Annotated in this window: 16 protein-coding genes and 1 tRNA gene; 8 read left to right on the top strand and 9 right to left on the bottom strand. The window is 70.5% G+C overall.

Annotation, left to right across the window (positions count from 1 at the left end; translation table 11 throughout):
• Positions 1 to 7 precede the first annotated feature (7 nt).
• From ACFQS7_RS16730 to ACFQS7_RS16715, 4 genes are read right to left on the bottom strand one after another with little or no spacing between them, the layout of a single operon-like run.
• Positions 8 to 826: a carbohydrate ABC transporter permease gene (locus ACFQS7_RS16730; RefSeq protein WP_380068243.1), complete on the bottom strand. Its 819-nt coding sequence runs from the start codon at positions 824 to 826 to the stop codon at positions 8 to 10.
• Positions 823 to 1740 (bottom strand): carbohydrate ABC transporter permease, encoded by a 918-nt coding sequence (locus ACFQS7_RS16725; protein WP_380068242.1) that lies wholly within the window; start codon positions 1738 to 1740, stop codon positions 823 to 825. Before ACFQS7_RS16725 ends, ACFQS7_RS16730 begins: the two co-directional genes overlap by 4 nt.
• Positions 1740 to 2150 carry a GFA family protein gene (locus tag ACFQS7_RS16720; RefSeq protein WP_380068241.1) on the bottom strand — a complete coding sequence of 137 codons (411 nt, stop codon included), beginning with the start codon at positions 2148 to 2150 and terminating at the stop codon, positions 1740 to 1742. Before ACFQS7_RS16720 ends, ACFQS7_RS16725 begins: the two co-directional genes overlap by 1 nt.
• On the bottom strand, positions 2150 to 3475 hold the full coding sequence (locus ACFQS7_RS16715; protein ID WP_380068240.1) for an ABC transporter substrate-binding protein: 1326 nt from the start codon (positions 3473 to 3475) through the stop codon (positions 2150 to 2152). The genes ACFQS7_RS16720 and ACFQS7_RS16715 overlap by 1 nt, the downstream gene beginning before the upstream one ends.
• A gap of 177 nt (positions 3476 to 3652) precedes the next feature.
• Here ACFQS7_RS16715 and ACFQS7_RS16710 point away from each other — a divergent pair, with 177 nt between their 5' ends.
• Positions 3653 to 4822 (top strand): fumarylacetoacetate hydrolase family protein, encoded by a 1170-nt coding sequence (locus ACFQS7_RS16710; protein WP_380068239.1) that lies wholly within the window; start codon positions 3653 to 3655, stop codon positions 4820 to 4822.
• Entirely contained in the window at positions 4819 to 5637 is an 819-nt protein-coding gene (locus ACFQS7_RS16705) for an alpha/beta hydrolase (protein WP_380068238.1), read from the top strand. The genes ACFQS7_RS16710 and ACFQS7_RS16705 overlap by 4 nt, the downstream gene beginning before the upstream one ends.
• On the opposite strand, the gene ACFQS7_RS16700 is transcribed toward ACFQS7_RS16705, so the two are convergent.
• Positions 5593 to 6456: an SDR family NAD(P)-dependent oxidoreductase gene (locus ACFQS7_RS16700; RefSeq protein ID WP_380068237.1), complete on the bottom strand. Its 864-nt coding sequence runs from the start codon at positions 6454 to 6456 to the stop codon at positions 5593 to 5595. The two genes, ACFQS7_RS16705 and ACFQS7_RS16700, sit on opposite strands and share 45 nt — an antisense overlap.
• Positions 6457 to 6516: 60 nt before the next feature.
• Between ACFQS7_RS16700 and ACFQS7_RS16695 the strand changes: the two genes are divergently transcribed.
• Positions 6517 to 7344, top strand: a complete 828-nt coding sequence (locus tag ACFQS7_RS16695) for a tetratricopeptide repeat protein (protein ID WP_380068236.1) — start codon at positions 6517 to 6519, stop codon at positions 7342 to 7344.
• Positions 7345 to 7460: 116 nt separating this feature from the next.
• Here ACFQS7_RS16695 and ACFQS7_RS16690 read toward each other — a convergent pair whose 3' ends face one another.
• The 4 genes from ACFQS7_RS16690 to ACFQS7_RS16675 all read right to left on the bottom strand — a co-directional run bounded on the left by ACFQS7_RS16690 (position 7461) and on the right by ACFQS7_RS16675 (position 15387).
• Positions 7461 to 8129, bottom strand: a complete 669-nt coding sequence (locus ACFQS7_RS16690; protein ID WP_380068235.1) for a glutathione S-transferase family protein — start codon at positions 8127 to 8129, stop codon at positions 7461 to 7463.
• A 70-nt stretch (positions 8130 to 8199) separates the two neighbouring features.
• Positions 8200 to 12738 carry a glutamate synthase large subunit gene (gene gltB, locus ACFQS7_RS16685; protein ID WP_380068234.1) on the bottom strand — a complete coding sequence of 1513 codons (4539 nt, stop codon included), beginning with the start codon at positions 12736 to 12738 and terminating at the stop codon, positions 8200 to 8202.
• Between the two features lie 5 nt (positions 12739 to 12743).
• Positions 12744 to 14186, bottom strand: a complete 1443-nt coding sequence (locus ACFQS7_RS16680) for an NAD(P)-dependent oxidoreductase (protein ID WP_380068233.1) — start codon at positions 14184 to 14186, stop codon at positions 12744 to 12746.
• 241 nt (positions 14187 to 14427) lie between these two features.
• Positions 14428 to 15387, bottom strand: a complete 960-nt coding sequence (locus ACFQS7_RS16675; RefSeq protein WP_380068232.1) for a complex I NDUFA9 subunit family protein — start codon at positions 15385 to 15387, stop codon at positions 14428 to 14430.
• A 182-nt stretch (positions 15388 to 15569) separates the two neighbouring features.
• Between ACFQS7_RS16675 and ACFQS7_RS16670 the strand changes: the two genes are divergently transcribed.
• The 5 genes from ACFQS7_RS16670 (at position 15570) to lptB (ending at position 19009) form a co-directional block, all read left to right on the top strand.
• Positions 15570 to 15656, top strand: a tRNA-Leu gene (locus ACFQS7_RS16670).
• Positions 15657 to 15721: 65 nt separating this feature from the next.
• The gene (locus ACFQS7_RS16665; RefSeq protein WP_380068231.1) at positions 15722 to 16393 is read left to right on the top strand and encodes a ribonuclease D; all 672 of its coding nucleotides are present in this window, start codon (positions 15722 to 15724) and stop codon (positions 16391 to 16393) included.
• A gap of 191 nt (positions 16394 to 16584) precedes the next feature.
• The gene (lptC, locus tag ACFQS7_RS16660; protein ID WP_380068230.1) at positions 16585 to 17274 is read left to right on the top strand and encodes an LPS export ABC transporter periplasmic protein LptC; all 690 of its coding nucleotides are present in this window, start codon (positions 16585 to 16587) and stop codon (positions 17272 to 17274) included.
• Complete coding sequence (locus ACFQS7_RS16655) at positions 17274 to 18245, top strand: LptA/OstA family protein (protein WP_380068229.1); 972 nt, start codon at positions 17274 to 17276, stop codon at positions 18243 to 18245. Before lptC ends, ACFQS7_RS16655 begins: the two co-directional genes overlap by 1 nt.
• A gap of 20 nt (positions 18246 to 18265) precedes the next feature.
• Positions 18266 to 19009, top strand: coding sequence for an LPS export ABC transporter ATP-binding protein (gene lptB / locus ACFQS7_RS16650; RefSeq protein WP_380068388.1), 744 nt, complete (start codon positions 18266 to 18268; stop codon positions 19007 to 19009).
• Positions 19010 to 19018: the final 9 nt, after the last annotated feature.

The following is a 19018-nucleotide window of genomic DNA, read 5'->3' as shown; positions in this document are numbered from 1 at the left end:
CGCGGCGCTAACCGCCCTTCACCCCACCCGCGGTGAGGCCGGTGACGATCTGCTTCTGCGCCAGCAGGGTCAGCAGCAGCACCGGCAGGGTGACCAGCAGCGCCGCGGCGGAAAGCGGGCCCCAGGAGATCTGCTCGAAGGTCAGCATGTTGTTGACGGCGACCGGCAGGGTCCGCGTCTCCCGGCCCGCCAGCACCATGGCGAAGACGAAGTTGTTCCAGGAGAAGATGAAGGCGAGGATGGTCGCCACCGTGATCCCCGGCCGCGCCAGGGGCAGCGCCACGTGGCGGAAGGCCTGCCAGAGCGTGGCGCCGTCCACCAGCGCGGCCTCCTCCAGCTCGCCCGGCAGGCCTTCGAAGAAGGAGATCATCACCCAGACCACGATCGGCACCGTGATGACCAGGTGGGAGATGACGATCGGCAGGAGCGAGCCGGTCAGCTCCAGCCACTGGAACAGCAGGAACATCGGGATGAGGTAGGACAGGCCGGGCGTGATGCGGGCGATCAGGATCAGCGCCGCGGCGCGCATGGCCCGCATCCGGGCGATGCCGTAGCCGGCGGGGACGCCAACCAGCAGGGCGAAGCCGGTGGCGGAGAAGGACACCACGACGCTGTTCCAGGCGTACAACAGGAAATCGTTGCGGGCGAAGACGTCGCGGTAGTTGTCGAGGGTTGGCGGGTCGGGGATGAACACCGGCGGCCAGGCGGTGTTGTCCAGCTCGTTCTTCAGCGACAGCGAGAGCATCCAGAGGAAGACGAGGATCGCCGGCGAGATCAGCACCAGCACCGCCAAGCCGAAGCCGAGGCGTTCGAGCAGGCGCCTCACGTGACGCGCACCCGCTGCCGGGTCCAGAGCAACAGGGCGGCCAGCAGCATGATGATGGCGAAGAACACCACCACCACCGCGCTGGCATAGCCGACATTGTAGAAGGCGAAGGCCTGGAGGTAGAGGAAGATGTTGATGGTCTCGCTGGCCTGGCCAGGGCCGCCCTGGGTGATGACGTAGATCGTGTCGAAGGCCTTCAGCGCATCGATGGTGCGGATGATCAGCGCCACCACGATGAAGGGCGCCAGCAGCGGCAGGGTGATGTGGCGAAAGGCCTGCCAGGGCGAGGCGCCGTCGATCTTCGCCGCCTCGTAGGGGTCGATCGGCAGCGAGGCCAGGCCGCCGAGGATCAGCAGCATCACCAGCGGCGTCCAGTGCCAGACCTCGACCAGCACCAGCGTCGGGATCACGGTATCGGCGGAATAGACCCAGAGGCTGGGCGGCAGCCCGACCTGCGCCAGCAGCCAGTTCAGCACGCCGAGCTGCGGGTGGAACATCATGGTCCAGACCAGGGCGACGGCGACGGGCGTCGCCATCATCGGCAGGATGAAGATGGTGCGCGCCAGGCCGCGCAGCGGGAAGCGGCGGTGGAAGCACAACGCCGCAGCGAGGCCGAACAGCATCGGCAGCACCACCGCGAGCGCGGTGTAGAACAGCGTGCGCGCCACCGCCCAGCCGAAGCGGGCATCGGTGAAGAGCGTCTGGTAGTTGCCCAGGCCCACCCAGTGCCGCTCCCCGCCCAGCCGCCAGTCGAAGGCGGAGACATACAAAGTGAAGGCCCAGGGAAAGACGATGACGGCCACGACGACCACCGCCGCCGGCACCACGAACCAGGCATAGCGGCGGGCATAGTTGCGCCGGCGCGGCACCGCCGCCGCGGCTGGGCCTTCGAAGGCCGCGGCGTCGCGCGGCATCAGCCCTTCTCCTCCAGCACGCAATCCGCGGGCAGCGCCACCCAGTCCCGCTTCGACCGGGTCCAGATGTGTCGATCCACGGTGAACCAGCCGGGATCGTCGAAGCAGCCGCCTGCCAGGATGCGGCCCTGCGGCGCGCGCTCCACCCGCAGGCCGGTATTGGTGCCGCAGCGCGGGCAGAACTCGATCTCCAGCCAGCGGCCGCTCTCGTCCGAGATGTGCCGGTAGGTGGCGGGCGGCGCGCCGGTCAGCTCCACCGCCTCGGCCTTGAAGAAGGGCAGCACGGCGAAGGCGCTGCCGCTGCGCCGCTGGCAGAAGGCGCAATGGCAGACCGAGGTGCGGATCGGCGCGCCGCTGACCTGGAAGCGCACCCGGCCGCAGAGGCAACCGCCGGCATGGAGCTCGGGCATCAGCTCTCCCGCTCGGACTGTTCGAGGACGGGGCGGAATTCCGCCGTCGCCCGCTTCAGCTCCGTCGCCACGTCGGCGCCGCCCAGCGTGTTGGTCAGCGCCGAGCCGATCACGTCGCGGAACTGGGTGACGGGGACGATCTCCGGCAGGCCGGCGCGGGCGATCTTGGCGCTGCCCGAAAGCGTCTGGAAGAAGTCGCGCGGGAAGTGGCTCTGGCTGACCGCCTCCTCGTTGCCGAAGGGGCTGCTGCGGGCGGGGACGCCGGCGCCGGTGGTGAGGAATTTCAGCTGGTTCTGCTTGCTCAGCGCCCACTGGATCCAGAACCAGGCCGGGCCCTTCTTCTTCGACGCCTCGGGGATGCCGTAGCCGGCGCCGAACAGCGCGCAATGGTGGTTCGGCCCCGGCCCCTTCGGGACCAGCGCATAGCCGACCTTGCCGGCGACGCGGGACCGGGTCTTGTCCTCCAAGGGGGCGGCGAAGCCGATGCCGTCCACCCACATCGCGGCGCGGCCCTGCATGAAGGTGGTCTGGCACTCGTTCCAGTTGAAGCCGATCGAGCCGGGCGGCGAGACGTCGCGCAGGAATTTCTTGTACATCTCGCCGGCCCAGATGGCGTCCGGCGTGTCGGTGATCAGCTGGCGGTTGGCATCGATCATGTCGCGCTGCCCGGTGCCGAGCAGGTAGCTCGACCACAGCACCACGTTGGCATTCTTCAGGCCGCGGCCGACATGGCCGTGGATCTGCTTCGACGGGTCGGCCAACCGCTTCGACGCCTCGAACATCTCGTCCCAGGTGGTCGGCACGGCGACGTTGCGGGCCGCCAGCAATTCCTTGTTGTAGTAGAGGATGAAATAGTCGGCGAAGGCCGGCAGGCTGTCCATCCGGCCATCCCCCTGGGTGGCGTACTGCACCATGCCGGCGCCGAAATCGGCGAAGTCGAAATCGGGCGCGGTCAGCGCCGGGTCGGCGATCAGCGCCTTGATGTCGGTGTTCCAGCGCGCCTTGCCGACCTGGCGCTTGTTCACGTGCAGGCTGATCTCGGTGACGTCGAAGGAGGGCCGGCCGGAGGCATATTCGACGATGATCTTCTGCCGGTGCTGCTGTTCCGGCACCACCTCAAGCCCGAGCTTGATTCCGGTCAGCGCCTCGAATTCCGCGGCGTTCCTCTGCAGCAGCTGGCCGCGCGGCGAAAGCTGCACCGTCACCTCGATCCGCTCGCCGCGGAAGCGGCGCCAGTCGAAGCCGGATTGCGCAAGCGCCTGCTCGACCAGGGCGGGGGCGGCCAAGGCCGCAGCACCCGCCTGCAACGCCCGACGGCGCGTCATGCCAACCATGGACCTCTCCCCCATTCCCGGCGCGGATGCATGCCCGCCGCCTGTATCGCCGGATGGTCGGCCGAAAGCCGCCCCGCCGGCAAGCCCGTTCCGAAGCCGGCCCGGGGGGTTCCCGCCGGGCGCGGCTCGGCTAGGCTACGCGGCAGAAAGCACGGGAGGATCAGGCGCATGCCGCGGCTCGATGGGATGGCACTGCCGGAGGATTGGCGGGACGGCTGCTTCGCCGCGCGGGTGATGACGAAGGAAGGCCCCTCGGCCGTCGCGGTGCTGCGCGGCGCCGCCTTCGACATGACGCCGGCCTTCGGCACGGTCAGCGCCTGGCTGAACGAGGCCGACCCGGTCGCCGCCATCCGCGCCCGCGGCGTGCCGCTGCCGCTCGACCTGGCGGCCGCCCTGGCCAACAGCGCGCACCACCGCCGCAACGCGGAGAAGCCCTGGCTGCTGGCGCCGGTCGACCTGCAGGCGGTGAAGGCCTGCGGCGTGACCTATGTGCGCTCGATGCTGGAGCGGGTGATCGAGGAACGCTGCCGCGGCGATGCCAGCCAAGCCGAGGCGGTGCGCGACGAGGTCCGCGGCATCATCGGCGACGACCTTTCCGCGGTGCAGCCGGGCAGCGCGGAGGCGACGCGGCTGAAGGCGGCGCTGGTCGCCAAGGGCTGGTGGAGCCAGTACCTGGAAGTCGGCATCGGCCCGGATGCGGAGATCTTCTCCAAATGCCCGCCGATGGCCTCCGTCGGCCCTGGCGCGCTGATCGGCGTGCATCCGATCAGCCACTGGAGCAACCCGGAGCCGGAGGCGGTGCTGGCGGTGAATGCCCGCGGCGAGATCCTCGGCGCCATGCTGGGCAACGACGTCAACCTGCGCGACGTGGAGGGACGCTCGGCCCTCCTGCTCGGACGCGCCAAGGACAACAACGCGTCCTGCGCGCTCGGCCCTGTGCTGCGGCTGTTCGAGCCGGACTTCGCGCTGGAGGATGTGCGGGACGCCGAATTGTCGCTCTCGATCGACGGCGCCGACGGCTTCCGGCTGGAGGAGACCGGGCCGATCGGCGCCATCAGCCGGGGCCTGCGCGACATCGTCGGCCAGTTGATCGGGCCGCACCACCAATACCCGGACGGCGCGGTGCTGTTCCTCGGCACGCCCTTCTCGCCGTCCAAGGACCGCGGCGCGCCGGGCCAGGGCTTCACCCACAAGCCGGGCGACATCGTCCGCATCGCCACGCCGCGGCTAGGCGCGCTGGTGAACGAGGTGGCGCGGACCGATGCCTGCCCGCCCTGGACCTTCGGCACCGGCGCGTTGTTCGCCAACCTGGCGCAGCGCGGGCTGCCGCGGCGGTGAGCGCGTCCGAGGACCGCAGCGCCGACCGGCGCGCAGGTCCGGATCGGCCGCGCCAGGAAGCCGCTGAGGACGCCGGCAAGCTCGACCGCGGCGACGGCGTCGGGCTCGCCTGGCGCCGCCGCGCCGGCCGTGGTCCCGGCGTCGTCTTCCTCGGCGGCTTCAACAGCGACATGACCGGCAGCAAGGCGGAAGACCTGTCCGCCTTCTGCGCCGGGCGCGGCCAGGCCTTCCTGCGCTTCGACTACAGCGGGCACGGGACCAGCGGCGGCCGCTTCGTCGACGGCACCATCGGCCGCTGGGCGGCGGATGCCGCCGCCGTGCTGGACGCGCTGACCGAGGGACCGCAGATCCTCGTCGGCTCCTCCATGGGCGGCTGGATCTCCCTGCTGCTCGCCCGGCAGCGACCGGAGCGCGTCGCGGGCTTCATCGGCATCGCCGCGGCACCCGACTTCACCACCCGGATCGAGGCCGCCCTGCCGCCCGAGATCCGCGCCGTGATGGAGCGCGACGGCGTCTGGCACCGGCCGAGCGCCTATGGCGACCCCTACCCCATCACCCGCGCGCTGCTACAGGATGGCCGCGACCACCTGCTGCTGCAGGCCCCGCTGCCGATCGCCGCCCCCGTGCGGCTGCTGCAGGGCCAGCAGGACCCGGACGTGCCCTGGGAGACGGCGCTGCACATCGCCGCCGCGATCGAAGGACCGGACGTGCAGGTGACGCTCATCAAGGATGGCGACCACAGGCTGTCGCGGCCGCAGGACCTGGCGCTGCTACGCCGGACCCTGGCCGCGCTCCTCGGCGAGGATGGCGCGTAGCCCTTCGCGGTAGCTCGGATACCGCCACGCGATCCCGAGCGCCGATTTGGTCACGGCATTCGCCACCCGGCGGTTCTCCGCCCAGAAGCTGCGCGCCATCGGCGACAGGCCGGGCAGCGCCTGCTCGAAGGCCACGGCCGGCGGCGGCGCGAGGCCGAGCAGCCGGGCGGCCTCCTCGACCACCGCCGCGCTCTCGGCCGGTTCGTCGTCCACCAGGTGCAGCACCCGCGGCCCCGGCGGCCGCTCCTGGCGCATGGCCGCCAGCACGGCCAGCGCGATGTCGTCGCGGTGGATGCGGCCGAACAAATGCCCGGGCTTCAGCGTGCGCCGGGCGGTGCCTTCGCGCAGGTCGTCGAAGGCGCTGCGGCCGGGCCCGTAGATGCCGCCCGTGCGGAAGATGTCGAGCGCGTAGCCGGCGGCGGCCTCCCATTGCCGTTCCGCCTCCAGCCGCCTTTGGCTGCGCGGTTGGCCGGGCGCGGGCGGGGTCGCCTCGTCCACCTCGGCGCCGCCGCGGTCGCCGTAGACGCCGGTGGTGGACAGGTAGCCCACCCAGCGCAGCCCTGGCGCGGCGCGGATCACCGCTTCGTGTGCGGCCAGCACCGGATCGCCCGCCTCCCCCGGCGCCGCGGTGACCAGCAGATGCGTGGCGGCGACGATCGCCGAGCCGGCCTCGTCGAACCGCACCACCCCGACGCCGGGCGGCGCCGCGGCCCGCGCCGGGTTTCGCACCGTGCCCTGCACCGCCCAGCCCGCCGCGACCGCCGCGCGGGCCACCGCGCTGCCGCTGTAGCCGAGGCCGGCGATCACCAGCCTGCTCATGCCTTGCTCCACCATCCCGCCGATCTGGCGCAGAATCGCGCACTCGGCTAGACCCACGACGTGACGCGCATCCGCCCCGTCCTGCTCGGCGCCGCCGGCGCCTGCCTCGCCATCGCGGCGGGAGCGGCGCTGTTCCTGCTGCACGGCCCGGAAGCCGAGGCCGCGGGTGGGCCCCTGCCCTTGCCGCCCGACATCCCGCGCATCGCCGCCGGCCCGCAATACGAGGAATGCCTTGGCCTGCTGCGGCAGGACCCCGACGGGGCCCTGGCCTTCGCCGAAAGCTGGCAGGCGGCCCAGGGTGGCGAGGGCGCCCGGCATTGCGGCGCGCTCGCCCTGCTCGGCCTGGGGGAGACGGAACAGGCGGCGGAGCGGCTGGAATTGCTCGCCCGCGACAGCACCGGCAGCGCCACGGCGCGGGCGGCGATCTTCTCCCAGGCGGTGCAGGCCTGGATGCTGGACAACCAGTCCGGCCGCGCCTTCGCCGCGGCAACCATGGGGCTGACCATCGTGCCGGGCGATCTCGACCTGATGCTTGACCGGGCGGTGGCACTCGGCACGCTCGGCCGCTTCAACGAGGCGCTGGAGGACCTGGCGCGGGTGCTGGAGGCAGCGCCCGACCGGGCCGAGGCCTGGGTCTTCCGCGCCGCCTCGCTGCGGCGCCTGGACAAGGTGGACCAGGCCTCGACCGCGGTGGACCAGGCGCTGCGCCTGGCGCCGGAGAATGCCGAGGCGCTGCTGGAACGCGGGATCATCCGCCAGCTGCGCGGAGACGCGCGCGGCGCCCGGGCGGACTGGGAACGGGTGATCGAGGTGGCGCCGGACAGCGCCGCGGCCGACTTGGCGCAGCAGAACCTGGCGCTGAACGAGGCGGGGCCGAAGCGGCGCTAGACCTTGCAGGAGGACAGAAAAGCAGATTTGGCGAGGAAAAGGCATTTCCTCCCCGTTGAACGCATGCGTCGAACGGGAGAATGCCGTCTCCCCCAATCTTCCTGCTTGCCGGAGCCTCAAAAATCCAGGTCGGCGTAATGCGCCGGCGGAGTGATGCCGCTGACCCGCTCGGCCAGCAGCGCGCGGAAGCAGGGCCGCGACTTGCAGCGGGCGTACCAGTCCTTCGCCGCCTCGTTCATCGACCAGTCGATGTCACCGATATAGTCCAGCGTCGAGAGCTGCGCGGCGGCGGCGAAATCCGCCAAGCTGATCTGCGGCCCGGCCAGCCAAGCCCGCGTCTCCGCCAGCCAGCCAATATATTCAAGATGCGGCTTAAGGTTCTGGTAACCGGCGCGGATCGCCGAGGCATCCGGGTTGCCGCGGCCGAGCAGCCGCTTCATCTGCTTCTCGAACAGCAGGTTGCGGGTGACCTCGGTGGCGAACTTGCCGTCGAACCAGGCGACCAGACGGCGCGTCTCGGCGCGTTCGGCCAGGGTTCGTCCGAATAGGCCGGTGTCCGGATAGGCCTCGTCCAGATATTCGCAGATGGCGTAGCTGTCGGCGATCGCCAGGCCGTTGGCCTCCTGCAGCACCGGGACGGTGCAGGCGGCGTTCATCTCGAGGAATTCCGCCCGCCGCTCCCAGACCCGCTCGACGCGGAGCTCGAACGGGATGCGCTTTTCCGCCAGCGCAAGGCGAACCTTGCGGGCGAAGGGCGAGAGCGGCAGGTGATACAAGGTTCGCACGGCATGGCTTATGCCATCCGCGCCGGGTCGGGAAAAGCGCCAGCGGCCCGGCGCCTTCCCTTTCCCTGATTTATTCCGCGGCGACGGCCGCCGATTCGGCCATCGGCTGGGCCAAGTAGCGGGCATATTCCTTCGGCACGACGTGCCAGAAATGCGCCCGCTCCTGCGCCCAGTTGTTCAGCAGCCGGGCGGCAAGACGCGAGCCCGTCTCCTGCACATGGCGCTCGACCAGCCCCTTCAGCACGCCGTCCCAATGCGCGGAGGCCAGCCGCGACCAGAGCAGCGTGTCCGGGTTGACGCGCTTCTCGAAGGTCGCCTCGAGGTCGTAGACGAAGGCCATGCCGCCGGTGAAGCCGGCGCCGAAATTGTCGCCCACCGGGCCAAGAACCACCACGGTTCCGCCGGTCATGTATTCGCAGCCATTGGCCCCGCAGCCCTCGACCACCGCCGTGGCGCCGGAGTTGCGCACCGCGAAGCGTTCGCCGGCCAGGCCGCCGGCAAACAGCTCGCCCGCGGTCGCGCCATAGAGACAGGTGTTGCCGATGATGCTGTTCTCGTTCCAGACCAGTGCCGAGGAGGGCGCCGGCCGCACCACGATGCTGGCGCCCGACAGGCCCTTGCCGACATAGTCGTTGGCGTCGCCGAAGACTTCCAGCTTCAGCCCCTGCACCGCGAAGGCGCCGAGCGACTGGCCGGCGGTGCCGCGCAGGCGAACGGTCAGGTGCCCCGGCTGCAGCCCGGTCATGCCGAATTTCCGGGTGATCTTGCTGCTGATCTTGGTGCCGATCGCCCGGTGGGTGTTCCGGATGTTGTACTGCAGCTGCATCTTCTCGCCGCGCTCGAACAGGGATGCGGCGTCGCGGATCATGTCCGCATCCAGGGTCTCCGGCACCTCGGTGCGGCCTTCCTGGGTGCAGTAGCGGGCATGCGGCCCCGCATCCGCCTGGACCAGCAGCGGGTTGAGGTCGAGGTCGTCGAGGTCTTCCGACCCGCGGCTGACCTGCTTCAGCAGGTCGGTGCGGCCGATCACGTCGGTGAGCTTGCTGTAGCCGAGCGAGGCCAGGATCTCCCGCACCTCCTCCGCCACGAAGCTGAACAGGTTGATCACCTTCTCCGGGGTACCGGCGAATTTCTGCCGCAGCGTCTCGTCCTGGCTGCAGACGCCGACCGGGCAGGTGTTGCTGTGGCACTGCCGCACCATGATGCAGCCCATGGCGACCAGCGAGGCGGTGCCGATGCCGAACTCCTCGGCGCCAAGCATGGCGGCGATGACCACGTCGCGGCCGGTCTTCAGCCCGCCATCGGTGCGCAGCCGTACCCGGTGGCGCAGGCGGTTGAGCTGCAGGACCTGATGGGTCTCGCTCAGCCCCAGCTCCCAGGGCAGGCCGGCATACTTGATGCTGGACTGCGGCGAGGCGCCGGTGCCCCCCGAGTGGCCGGAAACCAGGATGGCATCCGCCTTGGCCTTGGCGACGCCGGCGGCGATGGTGCCGATCCCCGAGCGCGAGACCAGCTTCACGCAGACCGTCGCATCCGGGTTGATCTGCTTCAGGTCGTAGATGAGCTGCGCCAGGTCCTCGATCGAGTAGATGTCATGGTGCGGCGGCGGCGAGATCAGCGTCACGCCCGGGGTCGAGTGGCGCAGCTTAGCGATCAGCCCGGTCACCTTGAAGCCGGGCAGCTGGCCGCCCTCGCCGGGCTTGGCGCCCTGCGCGACCTTGATCTCGATCTCCTTGCAGGCATTCAGGTATTCGGCGGTGACGCCGAAGCGGCCCGAGGCGATCTGCTTGATCGAGCTGTTGGCGTTGTCGCCGTTGGCGCGTGGCCGGGCGCGGGCCGGGTCCTCGCCGCCCTCGCCCGAATCGCTGCGGGCACCGATGCGGTTCATCGCGATCGACAGCGTCTCATGCGCCTCGGGGCTCAGCGCACCGAGCGAGATGCCGGGCGCGACGAGGCGCTTGCGGATCTCGGTGATGCTCTCGACCTCCTCCAGCGCGATCGGCCTGGCGCTCTCGGTGCGGAAGTCGAGCAGGTCGCGCAGCGCCACGGGCGGGAGCTTGCGCACCGCATCGGAGTAGCGCTTGAAGGTGGTGTAGCTGTCGGTCTCCACCGCCCGCTGCAGGGTGTGGATCAGGCCGCCGTCGAAGGCATGGCTTTCGCCCCGCTTGCGCAGCTTGTAGAGGCCACCGATCGGCAGGGTCACCACGTCGGCATCCCAGGCGGTGCGGTGCAGCGCCAGCACGCGCCGGGCGATGCCGGAAAGGCCGATACCCGAGATACGGGACGGGATGCCGGGCAGGAATTCGGCGACCAGGGCGCGGGACAGGCCGATGGCCTCGAAATTCATGCCCCCGCGGTAGCTGCTGATGACCGAGATGCCGATCTTCGACATCACCTTCAGCAGGCCCTTGTCGACCGCCTTCTTGTAGTGGGCGACGCAGTCCTTCAGCGAGGCTTCGCCGAACAGGCCGCGGCGGTGGCGGTCGGCGATGCTCTCCTGCGCCAGGTAGGCGTTCACCGTGGTGGCGCCGGCGCCGATCAGCACGGCGAAGTAGTGGACGTCGACGCATTCCGCGCTGCGGACGTTCAGCGAGGTGAAGGTGCGCAGCGAGGTCTTCACCAGATGCGCATGCACCCCGGCAACGGCCAGGATCATCGGGATCGGCGCGCGGTCCGGGCCCTGGCGCTCATCGGTCAGGATGATGTGGGCGCAGCCGCTGCGGACGCCCTCCTCCGCCTCGCGGCGGATGCGCTCCATCGCGCGGCGCAGGCCGGGCTCGCCATCCGCCACCGCGAAGGTGCAGTCCACCTCGCAGGCGGTGGCGCCCATGTAGTCGCGCATCGCCGCGAATTCGGCGTTGGACAGCACCGGGCTGTCCAGCATCAGCATGTCGCACTGGGTCGGGTCCTCGTCGAGGATGTTCCCGAGATTGCCCAGCCGCGTCTTCAGGGTCATCACCCGCGTCTCGCGCAGGCTGTCGATCGGCGGGTTGGTGACCTGGCTGAAGGTCTGGCGGAAATAATGGTGCAGGCCGCGGTACTGGCTGGACAGCACCGCGATCGGCGTGTCGTCGCCCATCGAGCCGATGGCCTCGGCGCTGTCCTCCACCATCGGGTGCAGGATGCTTTCAAGCTCCTCCAGCGTGTAGCCGACCGCGAGCTGGCGGCGGCGCAGCGCCTCCCCGGTATAGGTCACCGGCTCACTCTGCTCGGCCTTGACGATGCCGTCGATGCGGATGGTGCGGTCGGTCCACTGGCCATAGGGCCGGCGCGCCGCCATCATGTCCTTCAGCGCGGCGTCAGTGTAGAACTTGCCCTCGGCGAGGTCGACGCCGATGCATTGCCCCGGCCCGACGCGGCCCTTTGCGACGATCGCCTCCTCGGCGATCTTCACCATGCCGGTCTCGGAGCCGACGATCAGCAGCCCATCCGCGGTCTGGGTGTAGCGCAGCGGCCGCAGCCCGTTGCGGTCGAGCCCGGCGATCATCCAGCGGCCGTCGGTGCCGCAGATCGCCGCCGGTCCGTCCCAGGGCTCCATCACGGCGTTGCAATAGAGGAAGAAGTCGCGGTGCGCATCCGGCATCGTGGCGTTGTTGCCGATGCTTTCGGGGATCAGCATGGCCTTTGCCATCGGCGCGTCGCGGCCGCCGCGCACCAGCAGCTCGAAGACGTTGTCGAGCGTCGCGGTGTCGGACCCGCCGGCCTGCACCACCGGCTTGATGTCGTCCAGATAGGGGTCGAGCAGCGCGTGGCTCAGCCGCGTCTCGTGGCTCTTCATCCAATTGGCGTTGCCGTGGACGGTGTTGATCTCGCCGTTGTGGGCGATCATCCGGAAGGGCTGCGCCAGCCGCCAGGTCGGGAATGTGTTGGTGCTGTAGCGCTGGTGGTAGACGGCGAAGCGCGAGACGAAGCGGGCATCGAGCAGGTCGGGGTAGAATTCGGTCAGGCTCTCGGCCAGGAACATGCCCTTGTAGATGAGCGAGCGGCTGGACAGCGAGCACAGGTACAGTTCGGGGATCTGCGAGGCGATGGCCTGCTTCTCGATCCGCCGGCGGATGACATACATGTCCCGCTCGACGATTGCCTCCTCGCGCTGCTCCGGGTCGTAGGCCAGGATCTGCTCGATCTCCGGCCGCGTCGCATTGGCCTTCTCGCCGATGCAGGCGGTGTTGATCGGCACCTGGCGCCAGGAATAGATCCCGTAGCCGGCGGCGAGGATCTCGGTCTCGACGATCTGCCGGCAGCGTTCCTGCGCGCCCAGGTCGGTCTTCGGCAGGAAGACCATGCCGACCGAGATGCGGCCCGGGCGCATGCGGTCGCCGCCGCGCTGCACGACTTCGGCGAAGAAGTCCTGCGGCACCTCAATATGGATTCCGGCGCCGTCGCCGGTCTTGCCGTCGGCATCGACCGCGCCGCGGTGCCAGACCGCCTTCAGCGCATCGATGCCGGCCTGCACGACGCGGCGGTGGGCCTTGCCATCCAACGAGGCGACGAGGCCGACGCCGCAGGCGTCGTGCTCGGTGGTGTCGATCCCCACCGCTTCCAGCCGGGCCTGGTCGGCCAGGAAGCCTTCGACGAAGGCCGCGCCGGTCTCGTTGATGTCGTCCATGCTCGTCACTCCGCCGCCACGGCCAGCGTCGCGCCGGCCTTTGCCTTGACATAGGCATCGATGTGCTCGGCCGCATCGCGGCCGTCGCGGATCGCCCAGACCACGAGCGACGCGCCGCGGACGATGTCGCCGCCGGCGAAGACGCCGGGCAGGTCGGTCATCATGGTGCGGTGGTGCACCTTCAGCGTGCCCCACCTGGTGACCGGCAGGGCCGGTTCGTCGAAGGCCTTCGGCAGGTCCTCCGGGTCGAATCCCAGCGCCTTGATCGCCAGGTCGCAGGGGATGGTGAAGCCGCTGCCGGCAATCGGCGCCACCTGCTGCCGGCCGGTCGCGTCCGGCAGGCCGAGATGCATGCGCACGGCGCGGACGCCGGTGATGCTCTCGTCGCCGACGAAGGCCTCGGGGCCGGCAAGCCAGACGAATTCCACGCCCTCCTCCTCGGCGTTCTTCACCTCGCGCATCGAGCCGGGCATGTTTGCCTTGTCCCGCCGGTAGAGGCAGGTGACCGCCGCCGCGCCCTGGCGCACCGCGGTGCGGACGCAGTCCATGGCGGTGTCGCCGCCGCCGACCACGACCACCCGCTTGCCCTGCGCGTTCAGCGCGCCGGAGGCGAATTCGGGTACCGCATCGCCGAGGTTGTCGCGGTTGGACGCGGTCAGGTAGTCGAGCGCCGGGACGATGCCGCCGAGGCCGCTGCCGATGCCCTCGATGTCCCGCGCCTTGTAGACGCCGGTGGCGATGAAGACGGCATCGTGCCGCTCGCGCAGCTCGGCCAGCGTCACGTCCTGCCCCACGGCGCAGTTCAGGTGGAAGTGGATGCCGCCCGCCTCGTACTGTTCCCAGCGGCGGAGGACGACCTCCTTCTCCAGCTTGAAGTTGGGGATGCCGTAGATCATCAGCCCGCCGACCCGGTCGTAGCGATCGTAGACATGCACCTGGTAGCCGCGCAGCCGCAGCTTCTCGGCCGCCGCCAGCCCGCCCGGGCCGGCGCCGATGATGCCGACGCTGTACGGCAGCTCGGCGCGCGGGATCGGCGGCTTGACCCAGCCCTTCTCCCAGGCGGTGTCGGTGATGTATTTCTCGACCGCGCCGATGGTGACGCTCTCGAACCCCTTCTCGATGACGCAGTTGCCCTCGCACAGCCGGTCCTGCGGGCAGATGCGGCCGCAGATCTCGGGGAAGGTGTTGGTCGCGGCGGAGACCTCGTAGGCCTCCTCCAGCCGGCCTTCGGCGGTCAGCTTCAGCCAGTCGGGGATGTTGTTGTTCAGCGGGCAATGCACCGAACAGAAGGGCACGCCGCACTGGCTGCAGCGGCTGGACTGCTGGGCCGCCTCGCCGGCGGCGAATTCGCGGTAGATCTCGCCGAAATCGGACCTGCGCGCGGCGACGTCGCGTTTCTCCGGCTGGGCCTGGGAAAGACGCACGAATTGCAGCATCCGTTCGGCCATGGCGCGGTCCTTGCATGCACAGAGGGCGGCACGGCTATCCGCGGCGGGTCGGGACCTTCGCCCCGGCACGCGCATCCGGCCGCCCGTTGGGGCGTTGTGCGCAGCAATACGACTGGCCGCCGGGCGAGACCAGTGTTTTTTCAACATAAGGACAGCAAAGCTGTCCTATATAATCTCGAACGGGTCGTCGGCAGTTGCTACAACCCGACCGCCGCCGCTTTGTAGGTCCGATTCGGACCTTTCAATTGGCCGTCGCTGGTCGTCGGCCCCCGCCGCTCCGGAAGCGCGCCAGGTAGCCCGGCACCACCGCCTCCACCGACTTCGGTGAAATCCCCAGCGCCGCCAGCCCCGGCATGCCCGCCGCCACCACATTGTCCTTCTGCAGCATGACCAGCTGGTCGCGGGTCAGCGGCGGGTTGGGCAGGTATTCCGACAGCCGCGCCTGCAGCCGCACCAGGCCGTCCGGCATGTCGACCATCGGCCGGCGGTGCCCGGTGGTGTCCAGGATGAAACGCAGCAGCTCGCGGAAGCTGATCACCCGCGGCCCGCCGAGCTCGTAGGTCTGCCCCGCCACGTCGTCGCGGGTCGCCGCCGCCACCACCGCATCGGCCACGTCGCCGACATAGACCGGCTGGAAGCGCGTCGCGCCCGCTACCACCGGCATGAAGGGCAGCAGCCGTGCCATACCGGCGAAACGGTTGAAGAACTGGTCCTCCGGCCCGAAGACGATGGAGGGCCGCAGGATCACCGCCCCGGGAAAGGCCGCCCGCACCGCTGCCTCGCCAGCCGCCTTGGTCCGCCCGTACTGGCTGGGGCTCTCCAGGTCGGCGCCGATCGCCGAGACCTGCACCAGCCGCTCCACCCCCGCCTCGGCGGCGATCCGCGCGACGGTGCCGGCGCCCTCGGCCTGCAGTCGCTGGAAGTCGCCCGGCTTCCGCTCATGCAGGATGCCGACCAGGTTCACCACCAGGTCGGCGCCCGCCACCGCCCGCGCCACCGCCCCGGGTTCGGTCAGGCTGGCCGCCAGCGGCACGATCTGCCCGACCCGCCCCTGCGTCTGCAGGAAGCCCCCGGCGCTCGGGTGGCTGGTGGCGATGCGGACGACATAGTCCAGGCTGGCCAGCCGCTGTACCACGTAGCGGCCGATGAAGCCGGTGCCGCCGAAGACCGTGGCGACCTTGCGTACCGTGGTTCCGCGCATTCTGTGGGCTCCTGTCGAGGCAGCCGGACGATATGGCGCGCCGGCCGGCGGCGCCAACCGGCGGCCGCGGCGGCCATCGCGGGTCGCGGCAAAAACCCGCCCTCGGGGCGCTTGACGGCCTTCGGCCCCCGCTCTATTTCCGCGCTCCCGGCGGAGAACACCCCGCTGGCGCCGCACCCTGTGCCCAGGTGGTGGAATTGGTAGACGCGCTGGCTTCAGGTGCCAGTGACCGCAAGGTCGTGAAGGTTCGAGTCCTTTCCTGGGCACCACTCCCCTCCCGTCGCCAACACCTCCCCTTCCGGGGCCAGCGCCGCTGAACCTGTCATCGGGACCCGTGCGCACATTCCTCTTCCCGCGCGGCCCCCGTCCGAGGAGCCGTCCCGTGATCACCCTGCACCGGCATGACCTGCCAGACGGCCTCGCGCTCGGGCCCATGGTGGCGATCGACACCGAGACGATGGGCCTGCAGCCGCACCGCGACCGGCTGTGTCTCGTGCAGCTGTCGGCGGGCGACGGCGACGCGCATCTGGTGCAGATCGTCCCGCCCGGCCTCGGCGGCCGCGGCCCCGATTGCCCCAACCTGAAGCGCCTGCTGACCGACCCGGCGACCACCAAGCTGTTCCATTTCGCCCGCTTCGACTGCGCCGCCCTGCAGCACAACCTCGGCGTCACGGTGGCCCCGGTGGTCTGCACCAAGGTCGCCTCGAAGCTGGTGCGGACCTTCACCGACCGGCACGGGCTGAAGGACCTCTGCAAGGAATTGCTCGGCGTCGACCTGTCGAAGCAACAGCAGAGCTCCGACTGGGGCGCGCCGGAGCTGACCGCGGAGCAGATGGCCTATGCGGCCTCCGACGTGCTGCACCTGCACGCGCTCTGGTCCAGGCTGGAAGGCCTGCTGCGGCGCGAGGGCAGGCTGGACCTGGCCAAGGACTGCTTCCGCTTCCTGCCCGTGCGCGGGGCGCTGGACCTGCTGGGCTATGCCGATCCGGACATCTTCGCGCATTGACCGCAGGCGCCATGCTTAACCCGACGGCAACACCTTGGCACGATTCTTGTCCGATGCGGGGACGGCTCATTGACCCCTGCCCCGCCGCGGCCCATACATCGGGCCGTGGACCTGACCTTTCGCGCCCTATTGCCAACCCGTGACCACCGCGCCGGGCATCCTGCCCGGCATCGGGCGGTGTACCGCCGGTGATGCCGGACCAGACCCCACCCCCGCGCCCGATGCCGCCCCGCGCCGTGGTGGTGCCGCGGCACATGCTGTCACCATCCCGCGCCCGGGCCGCGCCGACCCCGGGCCAGATGGCCCGCCGCCGCTTCACGGTCGCCTGGACCAAGCGGCTGCTGCCGGCCCTGGCCCTCGTGCTGCTCGGCGCCGTGGTGTTCTGGCCTGAGATCGAGGGCAACGAGGACCGCTCCCGCGTCTCCTTCCGCCGCACCATCCAGCCGCGGGCCGAGGCGCTGCGGGTGGTCAACCCGCGCTATCAGGGGGTGGACGAGCTGAACCGTCCCTTCACCATCACCGCCCGGGTCGGCCAACAGGAGGGCGCCGCCGAGATCCTCAACCTTGAGGAACCGCGTGGCGACATCACCATGAGCGACGGGGCCTGGATCTACGTGCAGTCCCGCACCGGGCGCTACGACAAGCCGGCGGGCAAGCTCGACCTGGCGGGGGAGGTCACCATCTACCACGACAACGGCACCATGCTGCTGACCGACCAGGCCAAGGTGGCGATGGAGGGCGGCACCGCCGAGGGTGATGCGCCGGTCGCCGCCCAGGGTGGCTTCGGCACCCTGACCGCCGAGGGCTTCCGCATCCTCGACCGCGGCGCCGTGGTGGTCTTCACCGGCAAGTCGCATGCGGTGCTGGAGGGCGGCCGCTGATGCGCCGCGCCTTGCTCCTCGCCGCCCTGGCCGGTTTCCCGCTGCTGGCGGCCGCGCAGAACATCGACATGTCGCAGGGCGGCCCGGTCGACGTCACCGCCAACGATGGCATCGAGTGGCGACAGGCCGAGCAGGTGGTGATCGCCCGCGGCAATGCCCGCGCCGTCCGCGCCGGGGTGACGGTCGATGCCGACCGGCTGCTGGCGCGCTACCGCCCCGCCGGCCAGCCGGCCGGTGCGCGTCCCACCACCCAGCCGGCCGCCGCGCCGATGGATGCGGCGCCGGGCGGCAACAACGAGATCTGGCGGCTGGAGGCCGAGGGCCGGGTGAAGATATCGACCGCGACCGATGTCGCCCGCGGCGACCGCGCGGTGTACGACATCGACCAGGCGGTGCTGGTGCTGACCGGGCGCGATCTGTCGCTGACCACGGCGCAGCAGGTCATCACCGCCAAGGACAGCCTGGAATACTGGTCGCAGAAGCGCATGGCGGTGGCCCGCGGCGGCGCCGTGGTGACGGAGCCGGCGGAGAACCGCCGCGTCGCCGGCGACACGCTGGTGGCCTATTTCCTGGAAGGCGCCGGCGGCCCCGGCGCCCCGCCGCCCGCGCCCCGCCCGGCCCTGGCGCCCGGGGAGCGGGAGCCGCCCGGCGCCGGCCGGATGGACCGGGTCGAGGCCTACGGCAATGTCGAGATCCGCACCGCGACCGAGGTCGTGCGCGGCGACCGTGGCGTCTACAACGCGCAGACCGGCATGGCGCGGCTGCTCGGCGATGTCCGCATCACCCGCGGCGACAACCAGATCAACGGGCGGGAAGCCATCGTGAACATGCGGACCGGGGTAGCCCGGCTGGTCTCCTCGCCCGGCGCCCGGGTGCAGGGGCTGATCGTGCCGAACCAGCAGGAAGGCGCGGCGGAAAAGCCGGCGCCGCAGCCGGCGCCCGGCGCGGGCTCGGTGAGGATCGGCCGGTGAGCGAGACCCTGCACGCGCCGATGCTGAAATCCCTGCCCGGAGAGGGCGGCCTGGCCGCCTTCGGCCTCGGCAAGCGCTACCGCAAGCGGCCGGTGGTGCGGAACGTCTCGATCAACCTGAAGCGCGGCGAGGCGGTCGGCCTGCTCGGCCCCAACGGCGCCGGCAAGACCACGACCTTCTACATGATCACCGGCCTGGTGCAGCCGGACGAGGGCCGCGTGGTGATGGACGGCCACGACGTCACCAACCTGCCGATGTACCGCCGCGCCCGGCTCGGCCTGGGGTATCTGCCGCAGGAGGCCTCTATCTTCCGCGGCCTGTCGGTCGAGGACAATATCCGCGCGGCGCTCGAGGTGGTCGAGCCGGTGCGCGACCGGCGCGAGCAGATGCTCGACAGCCTGCTGGCCGAATTCGGCATCGCCCATCTGCGCCGTGCCCCCGCGCTGGCGCTGTCGGGCGGCGAGCGGCGGCGCTGCGAGATCGCACGCGCCCTGGCGACGCACCCGTCCTACATCCTGCTGGACGAGCCGCTGGCCGGCATCGACCCGATCGCGGTCGGCGAGATCCGTGATCTCGTCAAGCACCTGAAGGACCGCGGCATCGGCGTGCTGATCACCGACCACAACGTCCGCGAGACCCTGGAGATCATCGACCGCGCCTATATCCTGCATGACGGGCAGGTGCTGATGGAAGGAGCGCCGCGCGACATCGTCGCGCATGAGGGCGTGCGCCGGGTCTATCTGGGCGAGAGATTCAGTCTGTGACCCTGCCGG

The sequence above is a fragment of the Dankookia sp. GCM10030260 genome, from assembly GCF_042666655.1.
Lineage (GTDB): Bacteria > Pseudomonadota > Alphaproteobacteria > Acetobacterales > Acetobacteraceae > Paracraurococcus.
This window is presented reverse-complemented; position numbering and strand designations above follow the sequence as displayed.

Coding starts and splice junctions, on each gene's coding strand:
- ACFQS7_RS16725 (WP_380068242.1), bottom strand. CDS start 1,740: ATGCCGCGCGACGCCGCGGCCTTCGAAGGCCCAGCCGCGGCGGCGGTG.
- ACFQS7_RS16720 (WP_380068241.1), bottom strand. CDS start 2,150: ATGCCCGAGCTCCATGCCGGCGGTTGCCTCTGCGGCCGGGTGCGCTTC.
- ACFQS7_RS16715 (WP_380068240.1), bottom strand. CDS start 3,475: ATGACGCGCCGTCGGGCGTTGCAGGCGGGTGCTGCGGCCTTGGCCGCC.
- ACFQS7_RS16710 (WP_380068239.1), top strand. CDS start 3,653: ATGCCGCGGCTCGATGGGATGGCACTGCCGGAGGATTGGCGGGACGGC.
- ACFQS7_RS16700 (WP_380068237.1), bottom strand. CDS start 6,456: ATGAGCAGGCTGGTGATCGCCGGCCTCGGCTACAGCGGCAGCGCGGTG.
- gltB (WP_380068234.1), bottom strand. CDS start 12,738: ATGGACGACATCAACGAGACCGGCGCGGCCTTCGTCGAAGGCTTCCTG.
- ACFQS7_RS16680 (WP_380068233.1), bottom strand. CDS start 14,186: ATGGCCGAACGGATGCTGCAATTCGTGCGTCTTTCCCAGGCCCAGCCG.
- ACFQS7_RS16675 (WP_380068232.1), bottom strand. CDS start 15,387: ATGCGCGGAACCACGGTACGCAAGGTCGCCACGGTCTTCGGCGGCACC.
- lptC (WP_380068230.1), top strand. CDS start 16,585: ATGCCGGACCAGACCCCACCCCCGCGCCCGATGCCGCCCCGCGCCGTG.
- ACFQS7_RS16655 (WP_380068229.1), top strand. CDS start 17,274: ATGCGCCGCGCCTTGCTCCTCGCCGCCCTGGCCGGTTTCCCGCTGCTG.
- lptB (WP_380068388.1), top strand. CDS start 18,266: ATGCTGAAATCCCTGCCCGGAGAGGGCGGCCTGGCCGCCTTCGGCCTC.